General features: G+C 40.9%; 17 protein-coding genes. 6 read left to right on the top strand and 11 right to left on the bottom strand.

Annotated elements, in window-relative coordinates; translation table 11 throughout:
- Positions 1-6 precede the first annotated feature (6 nt).
- From QZZ43_RS08165 to QZZ43_RS08115, 11 genes are all read right to left on the bottom strand, one after another.
- A complete protein-coding gene (locus tag QZZ43_RS08165) occupies positions 7-1,557 on the bottom strand; it encodes a glycoside hydrolase family 28 protein (RefSeq protein ID WP_291857806.1) in 1,551 nt (516 codons plus the stop codon).
- Between the two features lie 55 nt (positions 1,558-1,612).
- Positions 1,613-3,931, bottom strand: a complete 2,319-nt coding sequence (locus tag QZZ43_RS08160; protein WP_291857804.1) for a GH92 family glycosyl hydrolase — start codon at positions 3,929-3,931, stop codon at positions 1,613-1,615.
- A 49-nt stretch (positions 3,932-3,980) separates the two neighbouring features.
- The gene (locus QZZ43_RS08155; RefSeq protein WP_291857802.1) at positions 3,981-4,952 is read right to left on the bottom strand and encodes a family 43 glycosylhydrolase; all 972 of its coding nucleotides are present in this window, start codon (positions 4,950-4,952) and stop codon (positions 3,981-3,983) included.
- Positions 4,953-4,976: 24 nt separating this feature from the next.
- Positions 4,977-7,301: a GH92 family glycosyl hydrolase gene (locus QZZ43_RS08150; RefSeq protein WP_291857801.1), complete on the bottom strand. Its 2,325-nt coding sequence runs from the start codon at positions 7,299-7,301 to the stop codon at positions 4,977-4,979.
- 299 nt (positions 7,302-7,600) lie between these two features.
- Complete coding sequence (locus tag QZZ43_RS08145) at positions 7,601-9,181, bottom strand: RagB/SusD family nutrient uptake outer membrane protein (RefSeq protein WP_291857825.1); 1,581 nt, start codon at positions 9,179-9,181, stop codon at positions 7,601-7,603.
- A 54-nt stretch (positions 9,182-9,235) separates the two neighbouring features.
- On the bottom strand, positions 9,236-12,232 hold the full coding sequence (locus QZZ43_RS08140) for a TonB-dependent receptor (RefSeq protein ID WP_291857800.1): 2,997 nt from the start codon (positions 12,230-12,232) through the stop codon (positions 9,236-9,238).
- Between the two features lie 368 nt (positions 12,233-12,600).
- Complete coding sequence (locus QZZ43_RS08135) at positions 12,601-14,433, bottom strand: metallophosphoesterase (RefSeq protein WP_291857798.1); 1,833 nt, start codon at positions 14,431-14,433, stop codon at positions 12,601-12,603.
- A gap of 50 nt (positions 14,434-14,483) precedes the next feature.
- Complete coding sequence (locus QZZ43_RS08130) at positions 14,484-14,918, bottom strand: thioesterase family protein (protein WP_291857796.1); 435 nt, start codon at positions 14,916-14,918, stop codon at positions 14,484-14,486.
- A gap of 71 nt (positions 14,919-14,989) precedes the next feature.
- Positions 14,990-15,559 carry an L-threonylcarbamoyladenylate synthase gene (locus QZZ43_RS08125; protein ID WP_291857794.1) on the bottom strand — a complete coding sequence of 190 codons (570 nt, stop codon included), beginning with the start codon at positions 15,557-15,559 and terminating at the stop codon, positions 14,990-14,992.
- A 388-nt stretch (positions 15,560-15,947) separates the two neighbouring features.
- On the bottom strand, positions 15,948-16,766 hold the full coding sequence (locus QZZ43_RS08120; protein WP_291857792.1) for a 2,3,4,5-tetrahydropyridine-2,6-dicarboxylate N-succinyltransferase: 819 nt from the start codon (positions 16,764-16,766) through the stop codon (positions 15,948-15,950).
- A gap of 444 nt (positions 16,767-17,210) precedes the next feature.
- Positions 17,211-18,110, bottom strand: a complete 900-nt coding sequence (locus tag QZZ43_RS08115) for a diaminopimelate dehydrogenase (RefSeq protein ID WP_291857790.1) — start codon at positions 18,108-18,110, stop codon at positions 17,211-17,213.
- A 212-nt stretch (positions 18,111-18,322) separates the two neighbouring features.
- Between QZZ43_RS08115 and QZZ43_RS08110 the strand changes: the two genes are divergently transcribed.
- The 6 genes from QZZ43_RS08110 to QZZ43_RS08085 form a co-directional block, all read left to right on the top strand.
- Entirely contained in the window at positions 18,323-19,051 is a 729-nt protein-coding gene (locus tag QZZ43_RS08110) for a carboxypeptidase-like regulatory domain-containing protein (protein ID WP_291857788.1), read from the top strand.
- A 571-nt stretch (positions 19,052-19,622) separates the two neighbouring features.
- Positions 19,623-21,449 carry a dihydroxy-acid dehydratase gene (gene ilvD / locus QZZ43_RS08105; RefSeq protein WP_291857786.1) on the top strand — a complete coding sequence of 609 codons (1,827 nt, stop codon included), beginning with the start codon at positions 19,623-19,625 and terminating at the stop codon, positions 21,447-21,449.
- A 144-nt stretch (positions 21,450-21,593) separates the two neighbouring features.
- On the top strand, positions 21,594-23,327 hold the full coding sequence (gene ilvB / locus QZZ43_RS08100) for a biosynthetic-type acetolactate synthase large subunit (RefSeq protein ID WP_291857784.1): 1,734 nt from the start codon (positions 21,594-21,596) through the stop codon (positions 23,325-23,327).
- Between the two features lie 79 nt (positions 23,328-23,406).
- Complete coding sequence (ilvN, locus tag QZZ43_RS08095; RefSeq protein WP_291857782.1) at positions 23,407-23,961, top strand: acetolactate synthase small subunit; 555 nt, start codon at positions 23,407-23,409, stop codon at positions 23,959-23,961.
- 22 nt (positions 23,962-23,983) lie between these two features.
- Positions 23,984-25,036: a ketol-acid reductoisomerase gene (gene ilvC / locus QZZ43_RS08090; RefSeq protein WP_291857780.1), complete on the top strand. Its 1,053-nt coding sequence runs from the start codon at positions 23,984-23,986 to the stop codon at positions 25,034-25,036.
- A 162-nt stretch (positions 25,037-25,198) separates the two neighbouring features.
- The coding region (locus tag QZZ43_RS08085; RefSeq protein WP_291857778.1) for a 2-isopropylmalate synthase at positions 25,199-26,163 on the top strand (965 nt) is incomplete at its 3' end.

Here is a 26,163-nt window from a genome sequence, read left to right as displayed (position 1 = left end):
GGTTTCCTATTTACCGATTGATATGATTTCAGCCGGAAATTCAATCTTATGATTCACTACATCTTTTAAAACAAACTGAGCTTGTGAACCTGCATTCTCAATTTTGGTGCATTCTATACGCAAATTAGTTACATCATCAAAAACAAATGCCGGTCGATAGTCCTTATCCTCAAGTCTCAAATGAATGTTCTTTAACACAACATTACTTGCGTGTCGAACATATAACCCCCAAGCGGGAAGTTCTCCAAACATTGAAAACTCAGGGTATTTCTTAATTTGTTCCGGAACCCGATCTAAGTCACTTAACGGAATATAGGCCATTCCTTTTGTGGCTCTGCCAGGATAAGTAATTGTTATGTTTTCGATTGTGATATTTTCAACTTTATTATCCGGGATCCCTGCAATGGATGATGGAAATGGATTATGAAAAAAATCAACCTCAGGTCCGCGTAAGTCATAATCAATATCAGGTCTGTTAAACGGAACTTCAACCTGCATATCCGAGATATGAATATTTCGGATCATCCCGGGTTTTTGGCCTCCCCGATGCCCCAAACGAATAAATAAGGCATTGCCGGTATTTTTAGCGACAATATTCTTCACCACAATATTTTCAATTACCGCACCATCAACTGATTCTATGGCTATTGCAGAACGAAAAGTATCGAACACCTTAATATTTTCAATGGTCACATTTTTAAACCCTCCAAAGGATCCGGTTCCAAACTTAATGGCACTTGCGCTGCTTCTAACGATACAGTTGGCAATATTAATACTATCGCTACAGGCATTAGGATGATATGATTTGAGACAAATTCCATCATCTGCAGAATTAATATTACAATGAGTGATTTTTACATTTTTACAATCTGTAATATCTATTCCATCGTTATTCCAGTAGGCGCGATTGATGATTGTCAGACTATCCAGAACCAAATTCTTGCATAATTCAAATGACAATCCCCAATTGGCACTGTTGGTTAAGGTTAAGTTTTTAATCTCTATATTTTCACATTGAAGGAAACGGAATAACTTGGGACGAACCAGTTCGCCAGGTCGCATCCTCCTGTAATTATAATTTTTATCCACCAATATCCCTGCATGATGAAGACTATCCCCATTCAAGGCCAAAGCCAATCCCTGCCCATCAATGGTTCCTTGTCCCGAAATTTTAACATGCTTCGCCTCAATGGCCAGGATAAGTCCCAACTCAGAATTGTCATCAGTCTTTGGACGATGTGTCTTTTCGTTTCCCTCTGCTTTAAAATAATCAAACGGACTTGTGCTCCCCAATAAAAGAGCGCCTTCTTCTAAATAGAGTTCGACATTACTTTTTAATTGTATGCTCCCGGTTAAGAATTTTCCGGAGGGAAAAATCACCCTCCCTCCACCTTTTACATAAGCCTTGTTTATTGCTTTCTGTATGGCTTCGGTATTTAACGTGGTACCATCCGGAATAGCACCAAAGTCACGAATATTATAAGACCTTGCTTCAGCCGACTGAACCATAGCGATACATAATATCCAAAAGAAGACCATCATCATTAACTTTCTCACCTGCATACATTTTTAAATTTAATGTAGTTCTTTAATGAATTCCGATTCTTCAAAATTACATCTCATTATCTGAAAAGGAAGGCGGTAATATTTCTGTCCCCCATTTTGGGGACGGTGTTGCCCCCATCTTTAGAACCAAAATTCCGCCATTAACTATATCCCTGTGCTCAATCCATGATCTGGTATAATCAACACCATTTAGCTGTACCGATTGAATATGTTTATTCGTTGATGAAAAATCTCTGGCCTCAATTATAAAGTCTTTACCATTCTCTTGATGGATGGTTATTTTCTCGAAATAAGGCGCATTAATTAAATAGTACGATTGACCAGCATTGGGATATAAACCAATCATATGAAATGCCAGCCAGGAAGACATGGCACCTGAATCATCATTTCCAGGTATCCCACTGGGACTGCTATTGTAATTTTGATCAATAATGGCGTGAATTCGCTCATTGCTTAAATCCGGACGTCCAATCCAATGATACAAATTCGGACTAAGGAAGGATGGCTCATTGGCAACATTATACAAACCTTTATCAAACAAAGTATCCAGTCTTTTTTGAAAGGCGGATTTCCCGCCCGACAACTGCACTAATTTAGCCACATCGTGAGGAACCGACAAAGAGTATTCCCATGAACTGGCTTCGTAGAAAAAGCCGCACCACCAACATACACAAATTGGCCAATCCTGCATAACCGGGGTGTAGCGAACATAGCTTGTCCTTCCGTATTTTGCATCACACTGAATGCTATCCACCCAATTTCCATATGCGTCTTTGGGCATAATAAAACCTCTGGATCCATGATCTTCTATATCGCGCCAAAGATTTTGCCAGTTATCAGCCTGTTTAATAAACCGCCAGTATTCTCCTCTGCGTTTTATGTTTTTAGCAACTATAGCCAGGCAGTAATCGTTATAGGCATATTCAAGAGTCCGGTTTCCGGCCCTGACAAAATCAGTGGAAACATACCCCAACCGATTATAATCGGTTAAACCACCTCGACCTTCCTTCTCCTCAGTATTTCCAGGAGGAATGGAAGCATCTTTTAGCATGGCCTCTAATGCCAGTTTATAGTTTATGCCATCCAACCCTTTAACAAAAGCATCCGCAATTACTACCTCTCCATTTGAACCACCCTGAGTTCGTCCATTATAGTTACCACTACGAGCGTCGGGCATATAACCCTCACGTTTAAAGATGTTCAGCATGCTATTAATAATAGCAACCTGACGCGATGGCGTTAACAATGTGATTAAAGGACTAGATGAACGGTAGGTATCCCAAATGGCATAGAAATCATCATAGTATGGCGAATTATTTTCCCAAAGAGGATTTTCCCCGGTTCGATCCACTGGCATAAGCATTGTGTGGTACAATCCGGTATATAACATGGTTTTAAGCTCTGCCGAAGCATCCTCATTTACTTCCAGCCGCTTAAAGATCGACTCCCATTTCTCTTGTACCTGATTATGCGTCTGATTAAAATCCCAATGAGCTATTTCACTATCGATATTAGCGCGGGCCTTCAACTCACTCAAAAATGAAATACCTATTTTCATTTGTATATCATTGGTTGCTCCTGAAAAAGCAAGTATAGCTCCGGTTTTCTCTCCCGTATCAATTTGAATTTTTTGATCAGGATACAGACGCTCTCCCTTCCATGTTGAAAACTCTGTAATAGGCTGATCAAAAACTGCAGAGAAGTAAACAGAATAAGCACCCCCATTATTCCATCCACCTCGAATCCTACTATAGCCACGAACCTCATAATCGGACACAATCTCAATTTCAGAGCTAACAAATTGTTGCGATTCTCGGGCCTCTGGGTTAGGTATTGACGGTTCACCCAGGAACTTTCCTAAATCAATTTTTACAAATCGCTTGACGCCCTTCGGATATGAAAAATGATAGAAAGCGGCCCGGTCAGATGTGGTAATTTGTGTTTGGATATTCCATCTGTTAAGATTAACACTATAGTAACCGAGTTCAACTTGTTCTTCGCTTCTGAGGGAAGTTTGATCTAATGAAATGGAGCCATCTTCTGATAAAAATGGCATTACAGATATATTTCCATACTTTGGCCCTCCTCCGGTGCCACTAACATGAACCTGGCTAAACCCATAAATCTCCCGATTGGCATCTGCCGAATAACCACTATTGGCTTTCACATCATTGTCGGGGCCGGGTTTTATCATTCCATAAGGTGCTGATGGCCCAATAAAAACATTCCCTAAACCCTCCGAGCCAATTAAAGGATCGACAAACTTATAGTTCTGTGCCTTTAATGATATTGAAAAGGCCAGAAAAATGAACAATAAGCCCCATTTATTTAGACATCTGTTTTTTATCATTAACAATACTTTCATTTTCAATTCATTTTAACGAACATAAAGATTAAGCTCAAGAACTCGCGTATCACTCCAAAAACCCTACAACACCTTGTGGATTTACCTTTCTGATGTTATGCTTTTCATCAAAATTCAAGCTATCGATGCATAATTGACGCAATACATATTTCTCTTCCTGAGGAAAAATGCGATGATACAACAGATAGTCTTGTCCATTTTCGGAAAACACTGCATGATGCCCTGGTCCAACAGTAATGCTATCTGCTGTTGTTTCTAAGATTGGACTGCTCGCTCCATCATAAAATGGCCCAAGTGGGTTGTCTCCCACAGCGTATCCGATTTTATAAGTAGCATCAATAGCTTTACCGTCGGAAAACATCAGGTAGTACTTCCCAAAACGTTTAATCATGTTTGGCGCTTCAAAATAATGATCAGGTGTAACATCCAATGGCTCACCGCTAAAAGAAACCATATCCGGATAAAGCTTAACAGCCATACAAATACCATTTACCCAATGAAATCCGGAACCCCAATAAAGATAAGCCTGACCATCATCATCAATAAAACAATCTGCATCAATGTTATGTACTTTTGGAAAATCTCCTGCCGCAATCAATGGCGTATTGTCGCTTTTCCCATTTTCCCAGGGGCCTAATGGACTATCACTTATACCAACCCAAATTTCACTCCCTACAGAAACATACATATAATACTTGCCATTGGGGGCTTTTCGTACCGATGGAGCCCAGACCATCGAGTTGTTGGAACTGGCACTTGTACATTGCTGTTTAGTAGGCCAACTTAGATGATGACGCGTAAAATGAGAAAAGTCGGTTGTTGAAAAGACCGCTAATTCCTCCCCTCCCCAGGGATCAATCGTAGCATAGATATAAAAAGTATCGCCCTCTTTCACAATACAAGGATCAGCAAAATATCCATCCATCAAAGGATTTCCGATAACGCAGGCTGGCTGTTTCTTTGGTGAAGCGCATGCTGTTATCAATGCCAAAATCAATATGACTCTAAGACTTCGTTTCATATTACCAGATAAGTTAAATAAATTCTATTTAGTAGCCCATTGCTCGTTGGGCTCTTTGCCCATCTCCAAAATCAGCGTTCCTCCTTTAACGATATCATTGTGCAGAATATACCAATTGTGAAGTTCCTTTCCATTCCAGCGGGCCGATTGAATATATCTATTTTGAGCTGAGTTGTTTCGGGCCTCTATCACTAGTTCTTTCCCAGAATAATAACGAGGATTGAGTTTAATGGTAATTTTATCAAAAACAGGGCTACCCAACTCTATCTGAGGTTCCAGTGAACATCCCCCCTTCATTGAAAACAACCCAATTTTCATTAAAACAGATAATGACCCCATCATACCCTGATCTTCATCACCATTGTAACCCCGTTGAGGACTAAGACCCTCATAAACCTCTTCAGTAACTCTGCGGGACCAATACTGTGTTAACCATGGCTTCCCCAGATAATTAAAAATGAAGGCTGTTTGAATAGAGGGCTGATTCCCATAGTTAATCGGAATTCGGCTATATTCGGGATGCGTCTCTCTTTCATGCGATGGCCCGGCAGTAAAACCAAGTTTTTCAGCCTCTAAAAAAGCCTGGTTTAATTTTGTGGAAGCAGCCTCATCTCCCCCCATCAACTGACTCAGGCCCTTAATATCATGAGGAACAAACCAGGTATTTTGTGCACCATTCGTTTCTATAAAACCATTCTCAATCTGATACGGATCAAAATCTGCTTTCCATTCCTCTTCTTTGTTCTTAGGCCGTATCCAACCACTTATTGAATCAAACAGATTTTTATAGTTACAACTCCGACTTAAAAAATACAAGGCATCATCAGTTTTATCCATTTTTCCAGCCATCTGTGCTAATGCCCAATCCTGATAAGCATATTCCAAAGTTTGGCTGGCACCATCCTGATGTGACCCATAAATAATATCTGACAACGGATAAGGGACGAACCCTTTTTCCATATAGTACGACAACCCACCTCCTATACTGGTATTATGCTCATAACCGACCTTATCCATAATACCTCCAGGCAATTGATTTTTCCTGAGTGCCTGATAAATAATGTCAAAATCATCTTTCACAATCCCTTTTTGAACAGCACTAATAATAAAAGGGCTTGACGAGGCTCCGGTCATCACATAGGTGTAATTTCCTCCCGAAGGCCCCCTTGGTATCACTCCTCCATCATCATAGTATTGCATCAATGAGTGAACAAATTCATCCATCATTTCAGGATAAACCAACCCCCAAAGAGTATTAAGGGTCCATTGAGCCCCCCAAAACGAATCGGAATTATAATGATTAAACAATGGCTTTCCTTCATCATTCAGCGGAAGTTGTCCTATTCTGAATTCCTTCCCGGTATTATCAGGATAAGCTCCATTTACATCACTAATAATTCTGCGTCCTTGTAAAGCATGCCATAAGTCGGTATAAAACCGTCGCTGTTGCTCAACAGAAGCTCCTTCAACTTCAATTCGTGACAACCAACGATCCCACTCGTTTAACGATTCTTCAACAACCTGATCGAAGTCCCATCCGGGTATTTCCTCTTTCAAATTAATCTCAGCATTTTTCACAGAGGTATATGATACAGCAAATTTCGCCATTAAAGGTTTTGCCCTGGAATTTTCAAAATAAACGACATAATTACCTGTGGAAGAATCTTGTTTAATCTCTTCAACGGGGATATTAAACTTCACCGCAAAAAAAACCGTGCAGGGCTTTGGCCGGCGGAATGTAGGCAGGTTGGTTACCTGCCCTGTTACAAGATCTGGTTCCTCCGATGTAGAAAGAACTCCATGATTCATGAAGCTTGGACCCAATTGTCCATTGAGGTTAAAAAGCAAAGCAATATTTTCATCATACGAATAGCGATGAAAACCCACCCGTTTAGTTGAAGTAAGCTCCGCTTTGATTTGATATCTATCCAGCAAAAGTTGATGATAACCTGGGAATATCTGTTCGGTTTGGTGATTAAAACTGGAATAAAAATCGTGAAATACAGATTTCTTATCCATTACATCAGGATTTATCGGCATAATGGATGGTCCGGCCAATTGCCAGGCATGAATGTGGCTAAAACCTTTTACAGTATCCGTATTATATCGGTATCCGCTGCCCCAGGCTCCATCAATTTCTGTATCTGGACTTAAATTAACCATCCCAAAAGGTCGGGAAGCAGAAGAAAAAAAGAACCACCGCGAATGATTGGTATCAAGTAGAGGATATACTTTTTTTGCAAACTTGCTGTCTGAGATTCTTACCTCCTTCTTTATCTCACAGGATAACCCCAGAAAAAGAAAAAACAGCGCCCCGATAACCCGGAAGAAAAAATACTTTAAAATCATCAGCGATATGAATATTGATTTTGAAAACAATGAGAGACAGGACAATACTTTCGCACACACAGAAACAATGTATTTTAGTTTTCAGAGGCTAATTTATATTAAGCCAAAGCATCCCCGACCTCTCAAAAGCGCTATAGATGAATGAAACGTTCATGTTTTTTATATCGTTAAAATCACAAAAGGAAATGATATAAAAACATGATAAGCTCCATTAGGCCAATTAAAAAGTAATTTTTATTCGAATAGAATAAAAGGAGGATGTTTTGAGGAACCTCCTCCTTTTATTTGGTAGATTGAAGTTAATACCCTTCATTCTGAGTCCAGTTGGTATTCTCATTTAGCACACCTGTAGGAACCGGGAATATCCTTTTAGTATAATCGGTTTTGGCACTGGGATTGACCGTGTGTTTGAACCCCCAGTCATCCTCAAAGTGTCCAAAACGAATCAGGTCATTACGGCGCCAGTTTTCATCGAAGAACTCACGACCCCGTTCATCAAGCAGCTCGTCCAGTGTGGGATTTGACGCTAAAGTGGGTGCATTTACATAGGTGCGGATCTGATTAAACAGCCCCATAGGTGTATCCCCATTTGTGGCTGTGGCACCACGAAGAATTGCCTCGCACTTAGTCAGCAGGATATCGGCATAACGGAAGATCGGAACATCATTGTCCTGACAACGACTGTATAATCCAAAATCATTAGGATCCATAATGAACTTATTAAAGCGATAGCCTTGTGACCATCCGGATACATTTGCTCCTACATTCAGATTTTCATCCACTACTGCCAGCGAAATATCCTTAGTTAAAACAACCTGCTCTCCCTTATATTCAAATGGAGTTGATGTCACCTGGTAAGTAGAAGGGTCATATTGATACAATGCATCTTTAAATATCGCATTGTTCCTACGATCTCCTTCTAAGCTAAATAAATCGGCAAATTCCGGATTCATAGCGAAATTACCGGCACATGACTTAGCCAGTTTAATTCCATAAAGACCAGCACCTCCATCTCCATCAGAATCTCCCTTACGCCAGGTACGGAAGCGGCCATAGGTCAAACCATCTTGATTTGCTGCTGTATAAGGCATCGCATAAATAAAATCTTTAATATGTGAACCATTGGTTGGATAAAACTTCTCAAGGTAATCGTCATTAATATTGAAGATTCCGGATTGAATAATGTCATCACATACCGCCACGCAGTCATCCAATTTTTCATTATTTGCGAGAGCCGACCAACTTGAACTGGTAACATCTTGTGTATAAACATTCCAATTGATATACAACTTTGCAAGAAGAGCATCAACCATCCAACGCGTAGGTTTGCCATAAGTTGATGCATCCACATTAGTGGTCATATGGTCAATAACTGCCAATAATTCAGATTCAATCCACTCAGCAACATCAGCGCGGGAGCTACGTTCCAAAGCCTCATCTGCCTCCAGAACATGATCTAAAATAGGCACATCACCATAGCTATCCATCAAAATAAAATGATAGAAAGCACGAATAGCCCTAATTGGTGCAATTACTTCTTCTTCTTTTCCACCAAATTCTACAAGCACTTGGTTACACTTTGTGATTCCACTAGCCAGATCATACCAATATCCCATGCAGGCATCATCAGGCATAAAATCATGCAGGCTTGGATGAGCATAGTTCCCTGAGTCATAATAATCTCCATCAAAACTTACGCCCATACACTCATCAGAAGAGAATGTCATTGCCTCATTATAACGACGACCTAACATACCACGAAATGCATAATAAACATCAGCCGTTTTGGCTTCGATGGCAATTTCTGAATCCGGATAAGACGTATAAAGAGAATTTACATCCACATCTAAATCTGTACAACTACCAGTAGCAAAAGCCATTATCGCAGTTGACAGAAACAGTTTAATATTCAATTTTTTCATAGAATTCAAGTATTAGAAGTTGATTTTAAGGCCGAGCATGTAAGTACGGGTTCGTGGATAAAAATATTCACGACTGTCGATACCCGGAGTCAGACCACCTAACGATATTTCAGGATCAAGTCCCTTATATTTGGAAATAGTAAATAAGTTATTGCCGGTAGCATAAACATTTAACCCTTTAATGAACTCTCCAATCTTTCCAAAGTTATAGTTCAAAGACAAGGTTGACAAACGCAAATAATCACCTTTCTCAAGGTATCTGTCAGATGGAGCCTGTGCATTTACATCTGCAAAATTCTGATTGGTAGCCACTTCGCTTAACACATTCTTTCCTGTTGCAACCAAAGCAACATAATTATACTGAGCCCGGGTTGAGTTCAAAATTTCATTACCCGTTACTCCCTGTAAGAAAGCTGTTAGTGACCAGTTTTTATAGGTAAAAGTATTATTCCAACCATAAGTAAACTTAGGCTGTGCACACCCCACTTTAGTTCGATCTGTTTCTTGAGGACTGGTCGTAAATTCTCCTGTTCGTTCCCCGGTTTCAGCATCATGTACATAAAATTGAGAAACGCCACTGTCATTGTATCCGGCCCACTCCCACATATAGAAAGTTCCGATAGCTTCACCTTCCATAATGCGCTGAACATTGGCAGTAGAGTAACCACCAATATTTGGATTAGCGGCATTGATGTAATCAACCGAATAAGTTTGATTAGAGAGACTTATTACCTCATTTTTATTATGAGAAAGATTAAACGATGATTCCCAGCGGAATTTTTCTGTTTCAACAGGAATTACATTCAACGATAATTCAATACCCTTGTTGCTAATCTCGCCAACATTAGCCAGCATACTTCCATATGGATAGCGGTTGGTCGATACTGCATAACTGTATATCAAATCCTTTGTTCTTTTATCGTAATATTCCAAAGTCGCAGTGAGTCTGTTTTTGAAGAAACCGAAATCCATTCCAATGTTGAACATACTGGTACGTTCCCACTTCAAATCGGGATTTGCATTGCTTGTTGCAGCCAAAGTACGATAATCAGAAGTATTTCCGTTGGCATCCGTATAAGTAAACCATCCTGAAGCGCCATAGGTCTGGATTGCTGTAAATGCGTCAAAACCTAATGAATTACCACTAACACCATAGCCTACCCGGAATTTCAAATCATCAAAAACATTCATATTCTTAATAAAATCTTCTTCAACCATACGCCAGGAAGCTGAAACAGAGGGGAATGTAGCCCAACGATTGTTTTCCCCAAAGGCAGAACTACCGTCACGACGCATTGTTGCCTGGAACAAGTATTTGCTATTGTAACTGTAATTCAGACGACCATAAAAGGAAATCATACGCAGTGTAGAAAGAGTATAGCCACTATTGATTCCAGAGATATCCATATTGTTGGCATACCCAAGGTTATAGTATTTCAGGTCATCATTATAGAAATTGTAAACTGTAAGCCCAAATCCATCGTTATAATCATTTTGTTCCCATGAATAACCGGCCATTATTCCAAGCTTATGTGTTTCATTAAAAGTTTTATCATAATTCAGATAAGTCTCGAATACAGTTTTCTTGTTTTCTACCGCTGTGCGACTAGCCAAACCATTTTCAGATGAATAAATCTGAGAATCAGAGGTGTTATAATTGCTATAAATATTTTGCTCGTTCTGATGCGAAAGACTTAAATTATAGAGTAATCCATCAAAAAGCTTTACAGAAGCTTTAGTGACACCCTGCAACCTTTTGCTCTCTGTATTGTACTCATCTTCCCTGATCATAGACATCGGATTGTAATTCTGTGATATACCAGAACCCTCGTACCAACTGCCATCTTCATTCCTAACAGGAACCAATGGAGAATAATAATTCATTGCATCAAGTACACTGGTTCCCTGAGTCCCAATTGGTACATTATGATTGTTCGTAATGCTTCCATTAAGGCTAAATGACAATGTTAAACGGTCGTTCAGGGTTGTGGTTTCTAAGAAAGAACGTGCAATGATACGATCCATCTCAGTCCCCTTGATTATCCCTTCTTTTTCCATATAATTAACACTTGCACTGTAACTGGTCTCCTCGTCACCACCATTCATAGAAAAATTATGGTTCTGACTAAATCCAGTACGTTGAACTTCTTTCTGCCAGTCTGTGTCAGCCCCTTCATCATTTGGAAGAGTGATTTCATTGGCTGACGCATAGGCACGAAGCTCACTAGCCGTCATCATATCCAAATTCGACAACACATTGTCGGCAGCAATATAACTACTGTAACTTACACTGGTTTTACCGTTTTTACTCCCTCTTTTTGTTGTAACTATGATAACTCCATTGGCTGCTTTTGACCCATAAATTGCAGTAGCAGAAGCATCACGAAGCACATCGATGCTTTCAATATCCTCAGGCGCAACCAGCGAAAGTGACATTCCCGGAATTCCATCAATTACGTAGTAGGGTTCTTGTGCTTCACCTGTTCGTAAAGTGGAAGCTCCGCGTAAAGTAATGGATGAACTACCGTTAGGGTCGGAAGTTTGAGTAATAGTTAATCCTGGAACTTTCCCCTGCAACAACTGAGAAGGATCGCTATACGCCCCAACGTTTAAATCCTCAGACTTAACAGTTGTGATTGAACTGGTAACATCCTTTCGTGTCATTTTTCCATACCCAACAGCTACAACCTCATCAAGAAAGACAACACTCTCAGTTAATTCTACATTGAGCTGGGTGGTGTTCGCATCAATTGAAACTTCTTGTGTTTCAAAACCAATAAAAGAAAAAACCAACACCTGCGCCTCTGAAGGTACGCTTAAGGAAAACTTTCCATCAACATCCGTAATGGTTCCATTTGAGGTTCCTTTTTCAACAACAGATACACCGGGAATTGAAATCCCATGAGCATCTACTACTGTACCGGATAAATTAATATCCTGCCCCCAAATGTTCAATGAATAACCTAATATAAGGGCTATCATTACTAATTTTAAAGTGATTTTTTTCATGAAATTTTATTTAGATTTGAATGCACAATTTTACATTTTGTAATATATCTTCACCAGGATTATTCATTCAAAATGATAGACATTTCATCCAACCTCCAATAAATTATAGAATAATGACCGGACAGTTCAGATTCTTGAATGATTTGTACAAAAGGAAAATGAAAAAAAGGGACAAAGAGATCCCTTTAACATACATTCACATAACTGGTCAAAAAAACATTTCATAACAAACATTTTCTTTCCAGAAAAAAATGGACGTACTAAGTTACCCACAAAGAACTCTAAATGGGAAAAAATGAATAACGAGAAGAGGAGTACTCACCAACAGGCAACCAATCGCAGTTATATAATGGCTCAAGATGAAAGATTTATTCAGGATTAATGTCAACAATTATCCCTTTCTCCAGTTCGATTTTAAAAAAATCAGAGGGTTCGCCATGAAGCAGATCGTTAAAAACCCGCACAAACAAATGAAAATCAACGCTCAAAGAATCCACATCCGGTTTATGAGCACAAGATTTTGTTAATTCTGCATTAATAATGGATTTATATTGGGCGATTCGCTGAGAACCTATGTCGTTTAAAGCTAAATGATCTGCATTTAAAACCCTGTAAAAATCAAAAATCATATCAAACCCGGCCCACTTAAAGCTGACAGTTGTATCAATTTTATCGACCCCGGCATATTTCTGTAACGCAACTCCATCTGCATTAAGCATAAAATTCCTAAAACCTTCAGGCCAATCTCTCTTGAGAAATCGTAATCGAACCAATTCCTTTAAGTGCCAATTCAGGAAATCCCCATAATTCTTTGAGCTTAATATATCTTTATTCCAAATATCCTCTGCCCCGGATTCTTGCAAATAGGCGTACTCCTTCTCATACAGGGGGAATAAATTATTAAACCCAGAAACTGAATCCAGCTTTACTGTTTCAATAATCATTTCACCTGGGTTTTTGATTGTTAATATTTTGTATGCAGCAGGATATCCGGCAAGTGAAGGAACCTGGATATTCACCAAAAAAGATCCATCCTCATAGTGCTTTATCCCGGTATCATTAAGATGCAGATGACCCCCAAAATGAATTTTAACGCCAGCTTTTGCAAATTGATCCGCAATGTTCTTGTCTGGCACTCTGTGTAATTGCATCTTCCCCGTTCCAAACAATGATTTCAATTCTTCGACAGCTCCATCATAAAAATCAATCATTGGATAATGACTAAATACAATTAAAGTCTTATTCAACCGCTCAGATTCTTTAACAACTTTTGTGACCCAGTCTATCAGATAGGGTTTATATCTAATAACATTAGAATATTCCCCTCCCTCTTTAACCGAAGCTCTCTTAAAATTATTATCCTCTTTTTCTGAAGGTAAAAACACATTCCCGTCAAGGGCCAACAACCACAAACCATCCACTGGCTCAACCAAATAACTAACATCAGGCAACCTCCTACCTAAACTATCCACCAAATAAGACCTTTGTGAAATGGATGATTGAAAAACAGCCTGGTTAAATTTATAATCTTCGTAATTATAGGAAGAAAATGGCGTTTCCCAATATTTATAATCTTTCTGAGGAAAGAAACCATAGTCGTTCAAAATATTTACAATCTGTTCATAACCCAGCTTAGAAACATCCTTCGTCACAACTACAGGATGATCATGCGGTAATTGAGAATTGTAAAATCCTTCTTTACTCATAATGGCTTGAGGCCTGCCATCCTTACCCAAAAAATCGGGTTTCCCGGAATCCATTGTAAATGGACCAACAGGATCATGATTGCCTGTTATAATAAAAAATTGAATTCCATATTTGGAAGTATAAGATCGGAGTATTTCTCGTATCTTTTTAACATTATATGGTTGTCCATCATCACTAAAATCACCTGGAAGCACAACGAATTCAATACCCCTTTTCAGAATATCATCCAACGCTGCTCTTAACGCAAAATAGTTCTCATTAAAAATACGCGTAGAATGAAGCTGCGATGCCATTGTACGAATATTTACATACTTCTCGTTCGCAGGGTTAAAGACACCTTTATAATCACAGTCTTCAAATGCGACATAAATATCATTCAAATGCGAATCGGCCAGAAATGCAATCTGAATATCATCTAAATCTGATTGGATTGGTTTACACGCATTTGTGGCAATCAATACAAATGCAAAAAAAACGCTAATCAAATTTCTCATCACATTTCGCATCTCTGTTATACCGAAAGGCACCAAACAATACCATTTAATTATTTCTCAAAACCATCAATCGCTTTGCGCCACTCATCCGGCAACACAAAAGAGGTGCCCGTACTTCGCTGAAATCCGGCCATTACCGATTCGCAAACAGACAAGGGCTCTTCAGACCCATTTTCCACGATCCATTGAACCATTTTCAGGCTTTTGTTGCCTAATGACACAACCCGGGTAAACACCTCAATGGACTGGCCTAAAAGAATCTGTCCAATAAAATCAGTTTTGGTATTCACCACCACCAGCTGGTAATCACGCCCCGAATCGCCGGGGAGCCACCCCAACACATCACGCATATAGTACATGCGGCCAATGTCATAATAGTCGTTATAGACGCCGTTATTTACATGTCCAAAACCATCCACATCACTGAATCGCATTTGAACCGGCACCCTGTGTTTAAAATCTTCTTTCTTTATGTTTGTTTTCACTGATTCAACCTCTTTATACAACATTATCTTATTTGTGTGTAGTGAAAAAAACATCACCAATTACTTATAAATTACTCCCTTATCACTTGAACCTGCCCGTCCACATTCAGTTTAATAATTCCTGACGGCGCCGGGTTGGACAATTCATCCTGTCGGTACTTTACCACGTAATCCACACCATTCAAGATCTCCTCTCTAATAGCTGAAAAGTCCTGAGGCGAAGAATCTCCGCTAACATTGGCAGAGGTTGAAACAACGGGCTTACGAAATTTTTGACACAGTGCTTGGGAAAAAGCCTCTTTCGTAACACGAATACCAATGCTGCCATCTTCAGCAAGAAGATTTCCTGCCAGATTTTTCCCCTGTGGATAAATTATCGTCAACGGTTTATCTGACAACTCAATCAGGTCAAAAGCCATTTCAGGAACCTCCCGAACATAGGAATTCAGGCGGACTTCATTTTCCACTAACACCAGCATGCTTTTGCTGTCCTCTCGTTTCTTCAATGCATACACTTTTTTCACAGCTTCAGCATTGGTGGCATCGCAACCAATTCCCCAAATGGTATCGGTAGGATAAAGAATCAATCCTCCATTTTGAAGTACTTCTACCGCTTTTTTTAGATCTTCCTGATAATTCATAAATTCCTTCTTCTGTTTACCACAAATATAAAAGTTTTTTTAAGCTTCTTATTCTTCTGCGCCCTTCATCTGCCACCTATTAAAGTCTCTCCCTTTGCATGTTTCGATTTATTATTGCATTATTAAAAATAAGAAAGTCATTAAAATTGCGGTTTGGCAGTTTTCACTTTGATAACAGCACCTTTGCGTTATCATATCTCTGCGTTTACACTTTTTTAACAAACTATTGTCAAAACAATAGTTCGTTAACCTTTTGCGAATCCCTCTGAATCGGCTGTTTATATTTAAAAATCTAACGGTCTATTGCACCACTGACCTACAAAAAAAGGCCGGTACCAAACAGGCCCGACCTCATTCTTTCATTCAACTTAAGCGTCTGCTTTAAAAATCAGACCGCAACACCAAAATCACGTAATGCTGAGTTCAAGGATGTTTTTTTATCGGTTGATTCCTTGCGTTGTCCTATTATGAGTGCAGCAGGAACCTGAAACTCTCCAGCAGGAAACTTCTTGGTATAACTTCCAGGAATAACAACCGACCTCGGGGGAACATAACCTTTGTATTCTTTTGGCTCAGGTCCACTCACGTCGATAATTTTAGTGGAGCCGGTGAGAACCACATTGGCACCCAACACAGCCTCTTTCCCAACTCTGCAACCTTCAACAACAATGCATCTGGAACCAATAAAGGCATTGTCTTCAATAATTACCGGAGCAGCCTGAATGGGCTCCAGAACACCACCAATACCAACACCACCACTTAAATGAACATTCTTGCCAATCTGAGCACAACTTCCAACTGTAGCCCAGGTATCAACCATTGTTCCGGAGTCCACATAAGCACCAATATTCAGATACGAAGGCATCATAACAGCACCACGGCCGATGAAAGCACCATAGCGGGCTACGGCATGAGGAACAACCCGCACACCCAATTCTTTATAATTGCGCTTCAGAGCCATTTTATCATGGAACTCAAAAGGCCCCAGTTCAATGGTTTCCATCTCCTGCATGGGGAAATACAAAATAACTGCCTTTTTAATCCAGTCGTTAACGATCCAGTCGTCCCCATCTGGTTGTGCCACCCGAAGTTCGCCAGCATCCAAAAGAGCTATTACTTCACGGATTGCGTCCTGTGTTTTTTTATGGTCCAGCAATGCACGATCACTCCATGCTTTCTCTACAATTTCTTTAATAGTCTCGATCATAGATTCAAAATTTTTATTGAATTTTCTATTACATTAATTTTCCCTGTATCTCACCCCCAAAAAAATAAAGAGTAAAAAGATTGTTACATACAGCAACTCAACCCGCCGGGAAAGGGGTACAATCTTCCCAATTTCAACAGATGGTTGAATTGAAGTGATTACAGTTTTACGTTGGAGGCTTTGACTTCTATAACTATAGGTTTGTAACGAAATAGTGTCAGTCTTTTAATCTAAGTTGTTATATTTTTAACGACCTGAAAAACATTGCGAACAGCACGCTATTCAAATGAATTTTCTAAGAAGTTAAAGATCAAAAAACAAGTTTAACAAATCAGCATATTTCGATACAATCCAAAGGAGAGGGTGGAAGACAAACAACTGTCTGAAAAAAAATCCAGACAGTTGTCTCTTTAATTATTTATATAAACGAATTTGCTTCGGCAATCAGACCAATCTCTTCAGCAAATCCTCTTTGTCACCTGTCAGATAATCAAGTGGAGCAATCTCAGGCATGGTATAAGAACCGGGAGCCTGCTTCAAAACAGCCCTGGCACATGACACAAGAATCTGTGAGGTCAGAGCAGGATTGTTAATCTTCATTTTAAACTCGAACAACTGATTCTGAGTTTCTCCGGATACCCCTTTATGTTCCATCAATACACCATGGCCCATATCTTTAAGCTCATCCACACTGGAAACAGCAATTACATGAGTTTCATCGTTACTAAAGTAACTATCGGTTTTAATATCCTTAGTTACTTTATCAATATTTGCTCCTTCTTCCAGTTCAACATAAACCATCCTTCTGTGAATACTGGTTCCTAACGGTATGGTCATTGAAAGAGCATCTTTAACACCATCTTTGCCTTTAGCTGCAACCGAATGGCCCATACTCATACCCGGACCAAAATTAGTATAAGTAAGTCCTTTAGGAGCCATTGCTTTCATAAGTGTTCTAACCACAGAATCACTTCCCGGATCCCATCCTGCAGAAATAATAGCCTGAGAGTTATGCTTCTTTCCGGTTTCATCAAGCAACCTACGCAGCTTTAACATCTCATCGCCATGAATATCAAAACTATCAACGGTACAAATACCTTTTTCCATAATAGCTTTTGCCGTTTCGGGAATACTTCTGGTAGGAGAACAGAGAATAGCAACATCAACTTTTCCCAATTCTGAAATGTCAGTAACCACCTTAACATCAGCCAATTCAGAAGGGTTGTTCTCAGTGGAACGACGAACAACGCCTGCCAATTCCATATCAGGTGCTGCATTTACTGCCTCTACTGCAAACTTTCCAATATTTCCATAACTAACTACTGCTACTTGAATCTTACTCATACTGTATAATTTTGATTTATATTATTTCAAAACACAAATATACAAATTGTTAGCGAGCATTTCAAATTAATGTTTTTAACCATTGTTTAATAACATTTTGATTTGTTTTTGCAGATTTTTGTTAGTTTTCATCTTGTTTCATCTAATTATTCTTAGATAACATCAACTGGCACATTTTTTGAAAATATCTCCCAACAACCTATCCTAAATATATGAAAAAAAGATTTCTGATGTTTTCCGGATTTTCTGTTTTGATTTTCCTTTGCCTGGCGAAGGTTCAGGCACAAAAAAACATCATTGCCACAGGTACCATTTATAATAAAGAAGACAGGAAACCTTTGGGATATGTTCAAATGGTCAGTTTTAATTCCCATTTATCCTATACATCCAATGCGGATGGCGTATTTCGTATTTCTCTTCCCGAAAACGACTCTATCCGGATCGTATCCATGGGCTTCGAACCGAAGACCATGAAAGCCGTGGACTTTCTAAATAGCTCTAAAACAGACAGTATCTTTCTACTCCCAGCAAGTTATCTGTTAAATGAAGTAATCGTCAGAGCCGAAGAGCGGAAAATAAACCTCAATCTGCCAGGGAACTTCGGTGCAAATGTGGATCCCGATGCAGAACCGGACAAATCAATACCGACGCCTAATATTGGGATGGTAATGAGTCCATTGACCCTCGCACAATCTGTATTTAGCAAAGAGGCTAAAAACCAAAGAAAACGACAAAAAATAATAGCGCATCAACAAGAATTATCTTTATGGGAAGAAGTAATATCTTCCGGAATGCTCAGAGACTGGGTTGAAATTGAAGATAATAAATTGGATAGTTTCATCATCTTCTGCAACCAGCATTTAAAGCCCTCCCACACGGATAACCTTCTTACGCTTCAAAACAAAATATTGATTCTGTGGGAAGAGTACAAAAAGAAATAGACTTTCCCTAAACTTTTCCAAGTCGGACTTGTTTGTCTTAATAATTGACCAAGAAAAAGAAAACACCAAAAAATGAATATTTATCGATAGCCACAGAATAACTATTTATTGATCATAATCAGCAAACAGGGGTTTACCTCATGTTCAATACTTTCATAACTAAGAACAACACTTAACACACAATACAGACAACCACTTACATCGCAACAGATGAACCACAAAAAGCAGAAAACAAAAAAAGTTCAAATTTTTCATCGCAGTAAACTATGATTTCATCAGTCTTCAGGGGTGATTTCTCACTAAATTGCAAGAAAAATTCATTTTTTTATTACAAAATGCTTGATGGTATTCTCAAAATATATACATTTGCAAAGAACAAATGAATTTGAACTTTAAATATGAACCTTTTTCTATCACTCATTCTCGTCAACATTATTATTCTCGTGGGACAACCAGGCAGAAGTGAGAATGGTGTATAGCTAAATATAGCAACCGAATTTTAAACCCCTCTCACTTCTGCGTGAGAGGGGTTTTTATATTTTATACAGGATACGTAAGATTACATTTTATTATGAAGCGACCATTAAGAAGCAATACCACCACACAGGGCCGACGCATGGCCGGAGCCAGAAGCCTTTGGAGAGCCAACGGAATGAAGGACGAGCAGATGGGCAAACCCCTTGTGGCGATTGTCAACTCTTTCACCCAATTTGTTCCGGGGCATGTTCATTTGCATCACATTGGCCAGGAGATAAAACAAATTGTGGAAAAACAAGGTTGCTTCGCAGCCGAATTCAACACCATTGCTGTTGACGACGGTATTGCCATGGGCCATGACGGAATGCTTTACTCACTGCCGTCGCGCGACCTCATCGCTGATAGTGTGGAGTATATGATCAATGCACACCGCGCCGATGCCATGATTTGCATCAGCAACTGCGACAAAATAACCCCCGGTATGCTTATCGCATCCATGCGCCTGAACATTCCCACCATATTTGTTTCCGGTGGCCCGATGGAAGCAGGTAACAACAACGGAACAGCACTTGACCTAATTGATGCCATGGTGATGGCCGCCGACGACAATGTTTCGGACAGTGATGTGCTGGCAGTTGAGCAAAATGCCTGTCCCACCTGCGGTTCCTGTAGCGGAATGTTTACCGCCAACTCAATGAACTGCCTGAACGAAGCCCTGGGCCTAGCCTTACCCGGCAACGGGACCATTGTAGCAACACATGCCAATCGCAAGAAATTATTTGAAGAGGCTGCCCATGAAATAGTAAATCTGGCCTATCGGCATTATCGCGATGGCGACGATACAGTTCTTCCCAGGTCAATTGCTACCAAGCCGGCATTTATGAATGCCATGACCCTGGATATTGCCATGGGAGGCTCAACAAATACAGTTCTTCACCTGTTGGCCATTGCCAACGAGGCAGGAGTGGATTTTACCATGCAGGACATCGACCAGCTGTCCAGGCACACCCCTGTACTGTCCAAGGTCGCACCCAACAGTCATTACCACATTCAGGATGTGAACCGTGCAGGAGGGATACTGGGAATTTTATCCGAACTGGCCCGACACAATCTTTTGGACACATCGGTTAGCAGAATTGATTATCCATCCCTCGCCGAGGCAATAAAAGACCACGATCTTCTAAGTCGGGAAGTCATCGAAAAAGCCAAAGAAAAATATAAAAGTGCTCCGGGAGGATTCCGAAATCTGGTGTTGGGCTCCCAAAATGCTGTTTACGAAGATTTCGACCTCGACCGGGAAAAAGGGTGCATCCGAAACGTAGAACACGCTTATTCTCAAGATGGCGGACTGGCTGTTTTATTTGGAAACATTGCTTCCAAAGGGTGCATTGTTAAAACCGCGGGAGTAGATGACTCTATCCTCCATTTTGAGGGAACAGCCAAGGTTTACGAATCGCAAGACAGTGCCTGTGATGCCATCCTTAAAGGAGACGTTAAAGCAGGAGATGTAGTCATCATCAAATATGAAGGACCTAAAGGCGGTCCGGGAATGCAGGAAATGCTCTACCCCACTTCTTATATCAAATCAAGACATCTGGGCAAAGAATGTGCTTTAATCACCGATGGTCGTTTCTCCGGAGGTACATCAGGATTATCCATCGGACATGTCTCTCCCGAAGCAGCAGCGGGTGGTGAAATTGGCCTGGTGGAAACAGGTGACAAAATCGTCATTGATATCCCGGAAAGAAAAATCAACGTGGAGATATCTGATCAGGAAATGGAAAAACGCAGACAAAAAGAGCTGGCAAAAGGAGATCAGGCATTCAAACCGGCACCCAGAGAACGCCAGGTTTCAAAAGCACTCAAAGCCTATGCGTCGATGGTATCATCGGCAGACAAAGGAGCAGTAAGAATGATTTAACGGGACAGGATAGTCCTACACGACCCGAAAAGCAGTAGTATACTATTGACATAGGACCGAAGTTGACCTAATCTTGTAACCCCGACAAAAATATGGAGAGCAGGTTTTTTTAATTTAATTTTCTCAAACGCAACCATTATTGTCATGGAACCACAATCTCAATTACTAATGAAAGAAAAAACCAACGAGACAAGGAGGATGAGCGGATCTGAAGCTGTGATGCAGTCTTTGCTCAAGGAAGGGACATCGATTATATTCGGATATCCCGGTGGAGCAATTATGCCCATTTATGATGCGCTATATAATTATCATGACCAGATGCATCATGTGCTGACACGCCATGAGCAAGGGGCCGTACACGCTGCTCAGGGATATGCGAGGGTAACAGGAAAGGTAGGAGTTTGCTTCGCCACGTCTGGCCCTGGAGCCACCAATACCGTTACAGGACTGGCGGATGCCATGATGGATTCAACCCCTTTGGTGGTAATCACGGGACAGGTAACATCTTCTTTGCTGGGAACCGATGCCTTTCAGGAAACCGATGTCGTTGGGGTAACACAACCGGTAACCAAATGGAATTACCAGGTTCGTAAAGCCGAGGACATCCCTGCAGCACTGGCAAGGGCATTCTACATTGCCCGTTCGGGACGACCAGGTCCTGTGGTCGTTGACATCACCAAAGACGCCCAAATCAACGAGCTGGATTTTCAATACAGACCGGTTAAATCCATCAGAAGCTACACCCCGGAGAGCCCCATCGACTTTCATCAGATCGAAGAGGCAGCCAAACTCATCAATCTGTCAAAAAAACCACTGGCATTGATTGGGCAGGGTATTGTTTTGGGAAATGCAGAAAAAGAATTGCTGGATTTTCTTGAAAAATCAGGTATTCCGGCTGCGTGGACATTGTTAGGCCTTTCGGCTATTCCGTCCAGTCACCCCCAGAATGTGGGTATGCTGGGAATGCACGGAAACTATGGTCCCAATATTAAGACCAATGAAGCAGACCTGATCATTGCCATCGGCATGCGCTTTGACGATCGTGTAACAGGTGACCTCACAAGATATGCCACCAACGCCAAAGTAATTCACATGGAAATTGATCCGGCAGAGATCAACAAAAATGTACATGCGGATGTTCCTGTTCTGGGAAATGTTAAAAAAACATTGCCCCTGATTACCGGGAAAATCACAAAAAACGAACATAAAGACTGGCTGGCTGAGTTTGAAGCCTGTTTCAGAATTGAGTACAATCGCATCATCGATAAAGAAATTGCTCCTGACGATAAAGGACTGAGAATGGGAGAAGTCATTTCCAAAGTTTCATCAGCCTTTAACGACGATGCCGTGATGGTGACCGATGTGGGGCAACACCAGATGATGAGCGCCCGGTACTTCCGATTCAAGCAAACCAGAAGTGTGGTTACTTCAGGAGGACTGGGAACTATGGGCTTTGGTGTTCCGGCAGCAATGGGTGCCAAGTTGGGTGCTCCCGAACGCCCGGTATGTGTTTTCGTTGGAGATGGAGGTTTTCAGATGACTATCCAGGAGTTGGGTACCATTTTTCAAACTAAGATCCCTGTGAAAATTGTATTGCTCAACAACAATTTCCTCGGAATGGTACGTCAGTGGCAGGAACTCTTTTTCGACAGAAGGTATGCCTCCACAGAGTTAATTAACCCTGATTTCCAGACCATCGCCAAAGGATATCATGTTCCTTCTGTTAAAGTAACAGAACGTGAGACGCTGAACGACGCCATCAAACAAATGGTGGAATCCGAAGGCCCCTTCCTGATGGAAGTATTGGTAGAAAAAGAAGGTAATGTATTCCCGATGGTTCCTTCAGGAGCATCAGTATCTGATATCCGCCTGGAATAAACATCAAGGGAACCCTGTACAGAATCATCAGAAGTTCCCTTTTTGTTTGAGGAAAAAACCAATATTAAAAATTAGTAACATGAAAACACCAGATAAAGAAGAGTTTACACTCTCCATATATTCGGAAAACCATGTGGGTCTGCTCAACCAGATTACCACCGTATTTACACGCAGACACATCAATATCGAGAGTCTGACCACTTCCGAATCGGCCATAAGCGGCATACATAAATTCACCGTTGTGGTTGATGCCACGGCCGATAACATTGAAAAACTGGCCAAGCAGATTGAAAAACGTATTGACGTATTAAAAGTATTCGTTTTCAGAGCGGATGAAATCATCCATCAGGAAATAGCTCTTTACAAGGTATCAACCAGTTCATTGCTGGGGGGTAACGAGATAGAAAAACTGGTTCGTCAATATGGCGCGCGCATTCTGGAAATCACCCCGGAATATACGGTCATTGAAAAAACCGGACACAAGGAAGAAACCCAGGAGTTGTTTGAAAAGCTCGACCCTTACGGAGTCTCCCAGTTTGTAAGATCCGGACGAATCGCAATCACCAAGACCAAAAAAGAACTTCTTGAAAACTATCTTAAGAAATTAGAAACAGATCAAACTCAATTAAACTAAAACAGTTAACAACAGATTAATCATGGCAAAAATCAACTTTGGAGGAACAGAAGAAAATGTGGTAACCCGCGAGGAGTTCCCATTGGCAAAAGCACAGGAAGTATTGAAAGACGAAACCATTGCCATTATCGGTTATGGTGTTCAGGGTCCCGGACAGGCACTCAACCTTAAGGATAACGGCTTCAACGTTATTATTGGGCAGCGTAAAGAATCCAAAACGTGGGACAAAGCCGTTGCTGATGGCTGGGAACCTGGAAAGACCCTCTTCCCTATCGAAGAAGCACTGGAAAAAGGAACCATTATTCAGTATCTTCTTTCCGATGCCGGACAAATTGCTGTATGGCCGACTGTAGAAAAATACCTGAAGCCGGGTAAGGCTTTGTATTTCTCTCATGGTTTTGGCGTTACTTACAAGGAACGTACAGGCATTATTCCTCCCAAAGACGTTGACGTAATTCTCGTTGCGCCAAAAGGTTCAGGAACCAGCCTTCGTCGTATGTTCCTCGAAGGACGCGGACTGAATTCCAGCTACGCCATCTTCCAGGACGCTACCGGCAAAGCATTCGACCGTGTCGTTGCACTGGGTATCGGTGTGGGTAGTGGATACCTTTTCGAAACTACTTTCAAGAAAGAAGTATTCAGTGACCTTACCGGTGAGCGTGGAACTCTGATGGGTGCAATCCAGGGAATTTTCGCAGCTCAATACGAAGTATTGCGTTCCAACGGACACTCTCCTTCTGAAGCTTTCAACGAAACCGTTGAAGAGCTGACTCAGAGTCTGATGCCACTAGTTGCTGAAAACGGAATGGACTGGATGTATGCCAACTGTTCTACAACCGCTCAGCGGGGTGCCCTCGATTGGTGGAAAAAATTCCGTGACGCTTCCATGCCTGTATTTAAAGAGCTTTACAGCGAAGTAGCCAAAGGTAATGAAGCACAGCGTTCCATCGATGCCAACAGTCAAAGTGACTACCGCGTAAAACTCGAAGAAGAACTCAAAGAATTGCGTGAGTCTGAGATGTGGAATGCCGGAGCAGCTGTACGCCAGCTTCGTCCCGAGAATCAAAAAAAATAGTGCACCAACTCAGTGAATAATGCCCCTTTACCCCATCCCTACATTATTCACCGTTTGTTGCCAAATCATTTTTAACCATTATGGTTTCGGAAATTGGAGAAATCCATTTCCGAAACCATTCTTTAACCGGAAAAATCACCGGACTGAAAAAAATTTTTAACCATGAGCAATAAAGTCTATATTTTCGACACCACATTGCGGGATGGCGAACAAGTCCCGGGTTGCCAGTTGAATACCATTGAGAAAATCGAAGTGGCCAAACAACTGGAAAAACTCGGCGTGGACATTATCGAAGCCGGTTTTCCGGTCTCCAGTCCGGGAGACTTTAACTCCGTTGTCGAAATATCCAAAGCAGTAACCAATCCCACCATCTGCGCACTGACACGTGCCGTAAAAAAAGATATCGAAGTGGCTGCCGATGCTTTGAAATTCGCCAAAAAAGGACGGATCCATACAGGTATCGGAACCTCTTTTTATCACATCAACTACAAGCTGAAATCCAACCCGGAAGAGATAATTAAAAGAGCGGTTGAAGCAGTTAAATATGCCCGGAACTTCATCGACGACGTTGAGTTTTATGCCGAAGATGCTGGTCGTACTGACAACGAATATCTTGCCCGTGTGGTAGAAGCCGTTATTGCAGCTGGTGCTACCGTTGTCAACATTCCGGATACAACCGGGTATTGTCTTCCGCACGAATATGGTGAGAAAATTGCCTATTTAATAAACAACGTCCCAAATGTCGATAAGGCCATCCTTTCAACGCACTGTCACAACGACCTTGGAATGGCAACTGCCAACTCAATGTCGGGAATCCTCAACGGAGCCCGCCAGGTTGAAGTTACCATTAACGGTATTGGAGAGCGGGCAGGAAACACTTCGCTCGAAGAAGTGGCTATGGCCATCAAGAGCCATAAAGATTTGGATCTGGAAACCGGTATCAACTGCAAAGAAATTATCAAAAGCAGCCGTCTTGTATCCACATTAATGCGTATGCCGGTGCAGCCCAATAAAGCAATTGTTGGACGTAACGCTTTTGCACACTCGTCAGGAATTCATCAGGATGGCGTACTGAAAAACCGGGAGAATTACGAAATTATTGATCCAGCTGAAGTTGGTGTGAAAGA

The organism is Marinilabilia sp., assembly GCF_016278715.1.
Classification (GTDB): domain Bacteria; phylum Bacteroidota; class Bacteroidia; order Bacteroidales; family Marinilabiliaceae; genus Marinilabilia.
Note: the sequence above shows the minus strand (reverse complement) of the source record. Positions and strands in the feature narration are given on the sequence as shown.

Coding starts and splice junctions, on each gene's coding strand:
- QZZ43_RS08160 (WP_291857804.1), bottom strand. CDS start 3,931: ATGAAAGTATTGTTAATGATAAAAAACAGATGTCTAAATAAATGGGGC.
- QZZ43_RS08155 (WP_291857802.1), bottom strand. CDS start 4,952: ATGAAACGAAGTCTTAGAGTCATATTGATTTTGGCATTGATAACAGCA.
- QZZ43_RS08150 (WP_291857801.1), bottom strand. CDS start 7,301: ATGATTTTAAAGTATTTTTTCTTCCGGGTTATCGGGGCGCTGTTTTTT.
- QZZ43_RS08145 (WP_291857825.1), bottom strand. CDS start 9,181: ATGGCTTTTGCTACTGGTAGTTGTACAGATTTAGATGTGGATGTAAAT.
- QZZ43_RS08140 (WP_291857800.1), bottom strand. CDS start 12,232: ATGAAAAAAATCACTTTAAAATTAGTAATGATAGCCCTTATATTAGGT.
- QZZ43_RS08135 (WP_291857798.1), bottom strand. CDS start 14,433: ATGAGAAATTTGATTAGCGTTTTTTTTGCATTTGTATTGATTGCCACA.
- QZZ43_RS08125 (WP_291857794.1), bottom strand. CDS start 15,559: ATGAATTATCAGGAAGATCTAAAAAAAGCGGTAGAAGTACTTCAAAAT.
- QZZ43_RS08120 (WP_291857792.1), bottom strand. CDS start 16,766: ATGATCGAGACTATTAAAGAAATTGTAGAGAAAGCATGGAGTGATCGT.
- QZZ43_RS08115 (WP_291857790.1), bottom strand. CDS start 18,110: ATGAGTAAGATTCAAGTAGCAGTAGTTAGTTATGGAAATATTGGAAAG.
- QZZ43_RS08110 (WP_291857788.1), top strand. CDS start 18,323: ATGAAAAAAAGATTTCTGATGTTTTCCGGATTTTCTGTTTTGATTTTC.
- ilvD (WP_291857786.1), top strand. CDS start 19,623: ATGAAGCGACCATTAAGAAGCAATACCACCACACAGGGCCGACGCATG.
- ilvB (WP_291857784.1), top strand. CDS start 21,594: ATGGAACCACAATCTCAATTACTAATGAAAGAAAAAACCAACGAGACA.
- ilvN (WP_291857782.1), top strand. CDS start 23,407: ATGAAAACACCAGATAAAGAAGAGTTTACACTCTCCATATATTCGGAA.
- ilvC (WP_291857780.1), top strand. CDS start 23,984: ATGGCAAAAATCAACTTTGGAGGAACAGAAGAAAATGTGGTAACCCGC.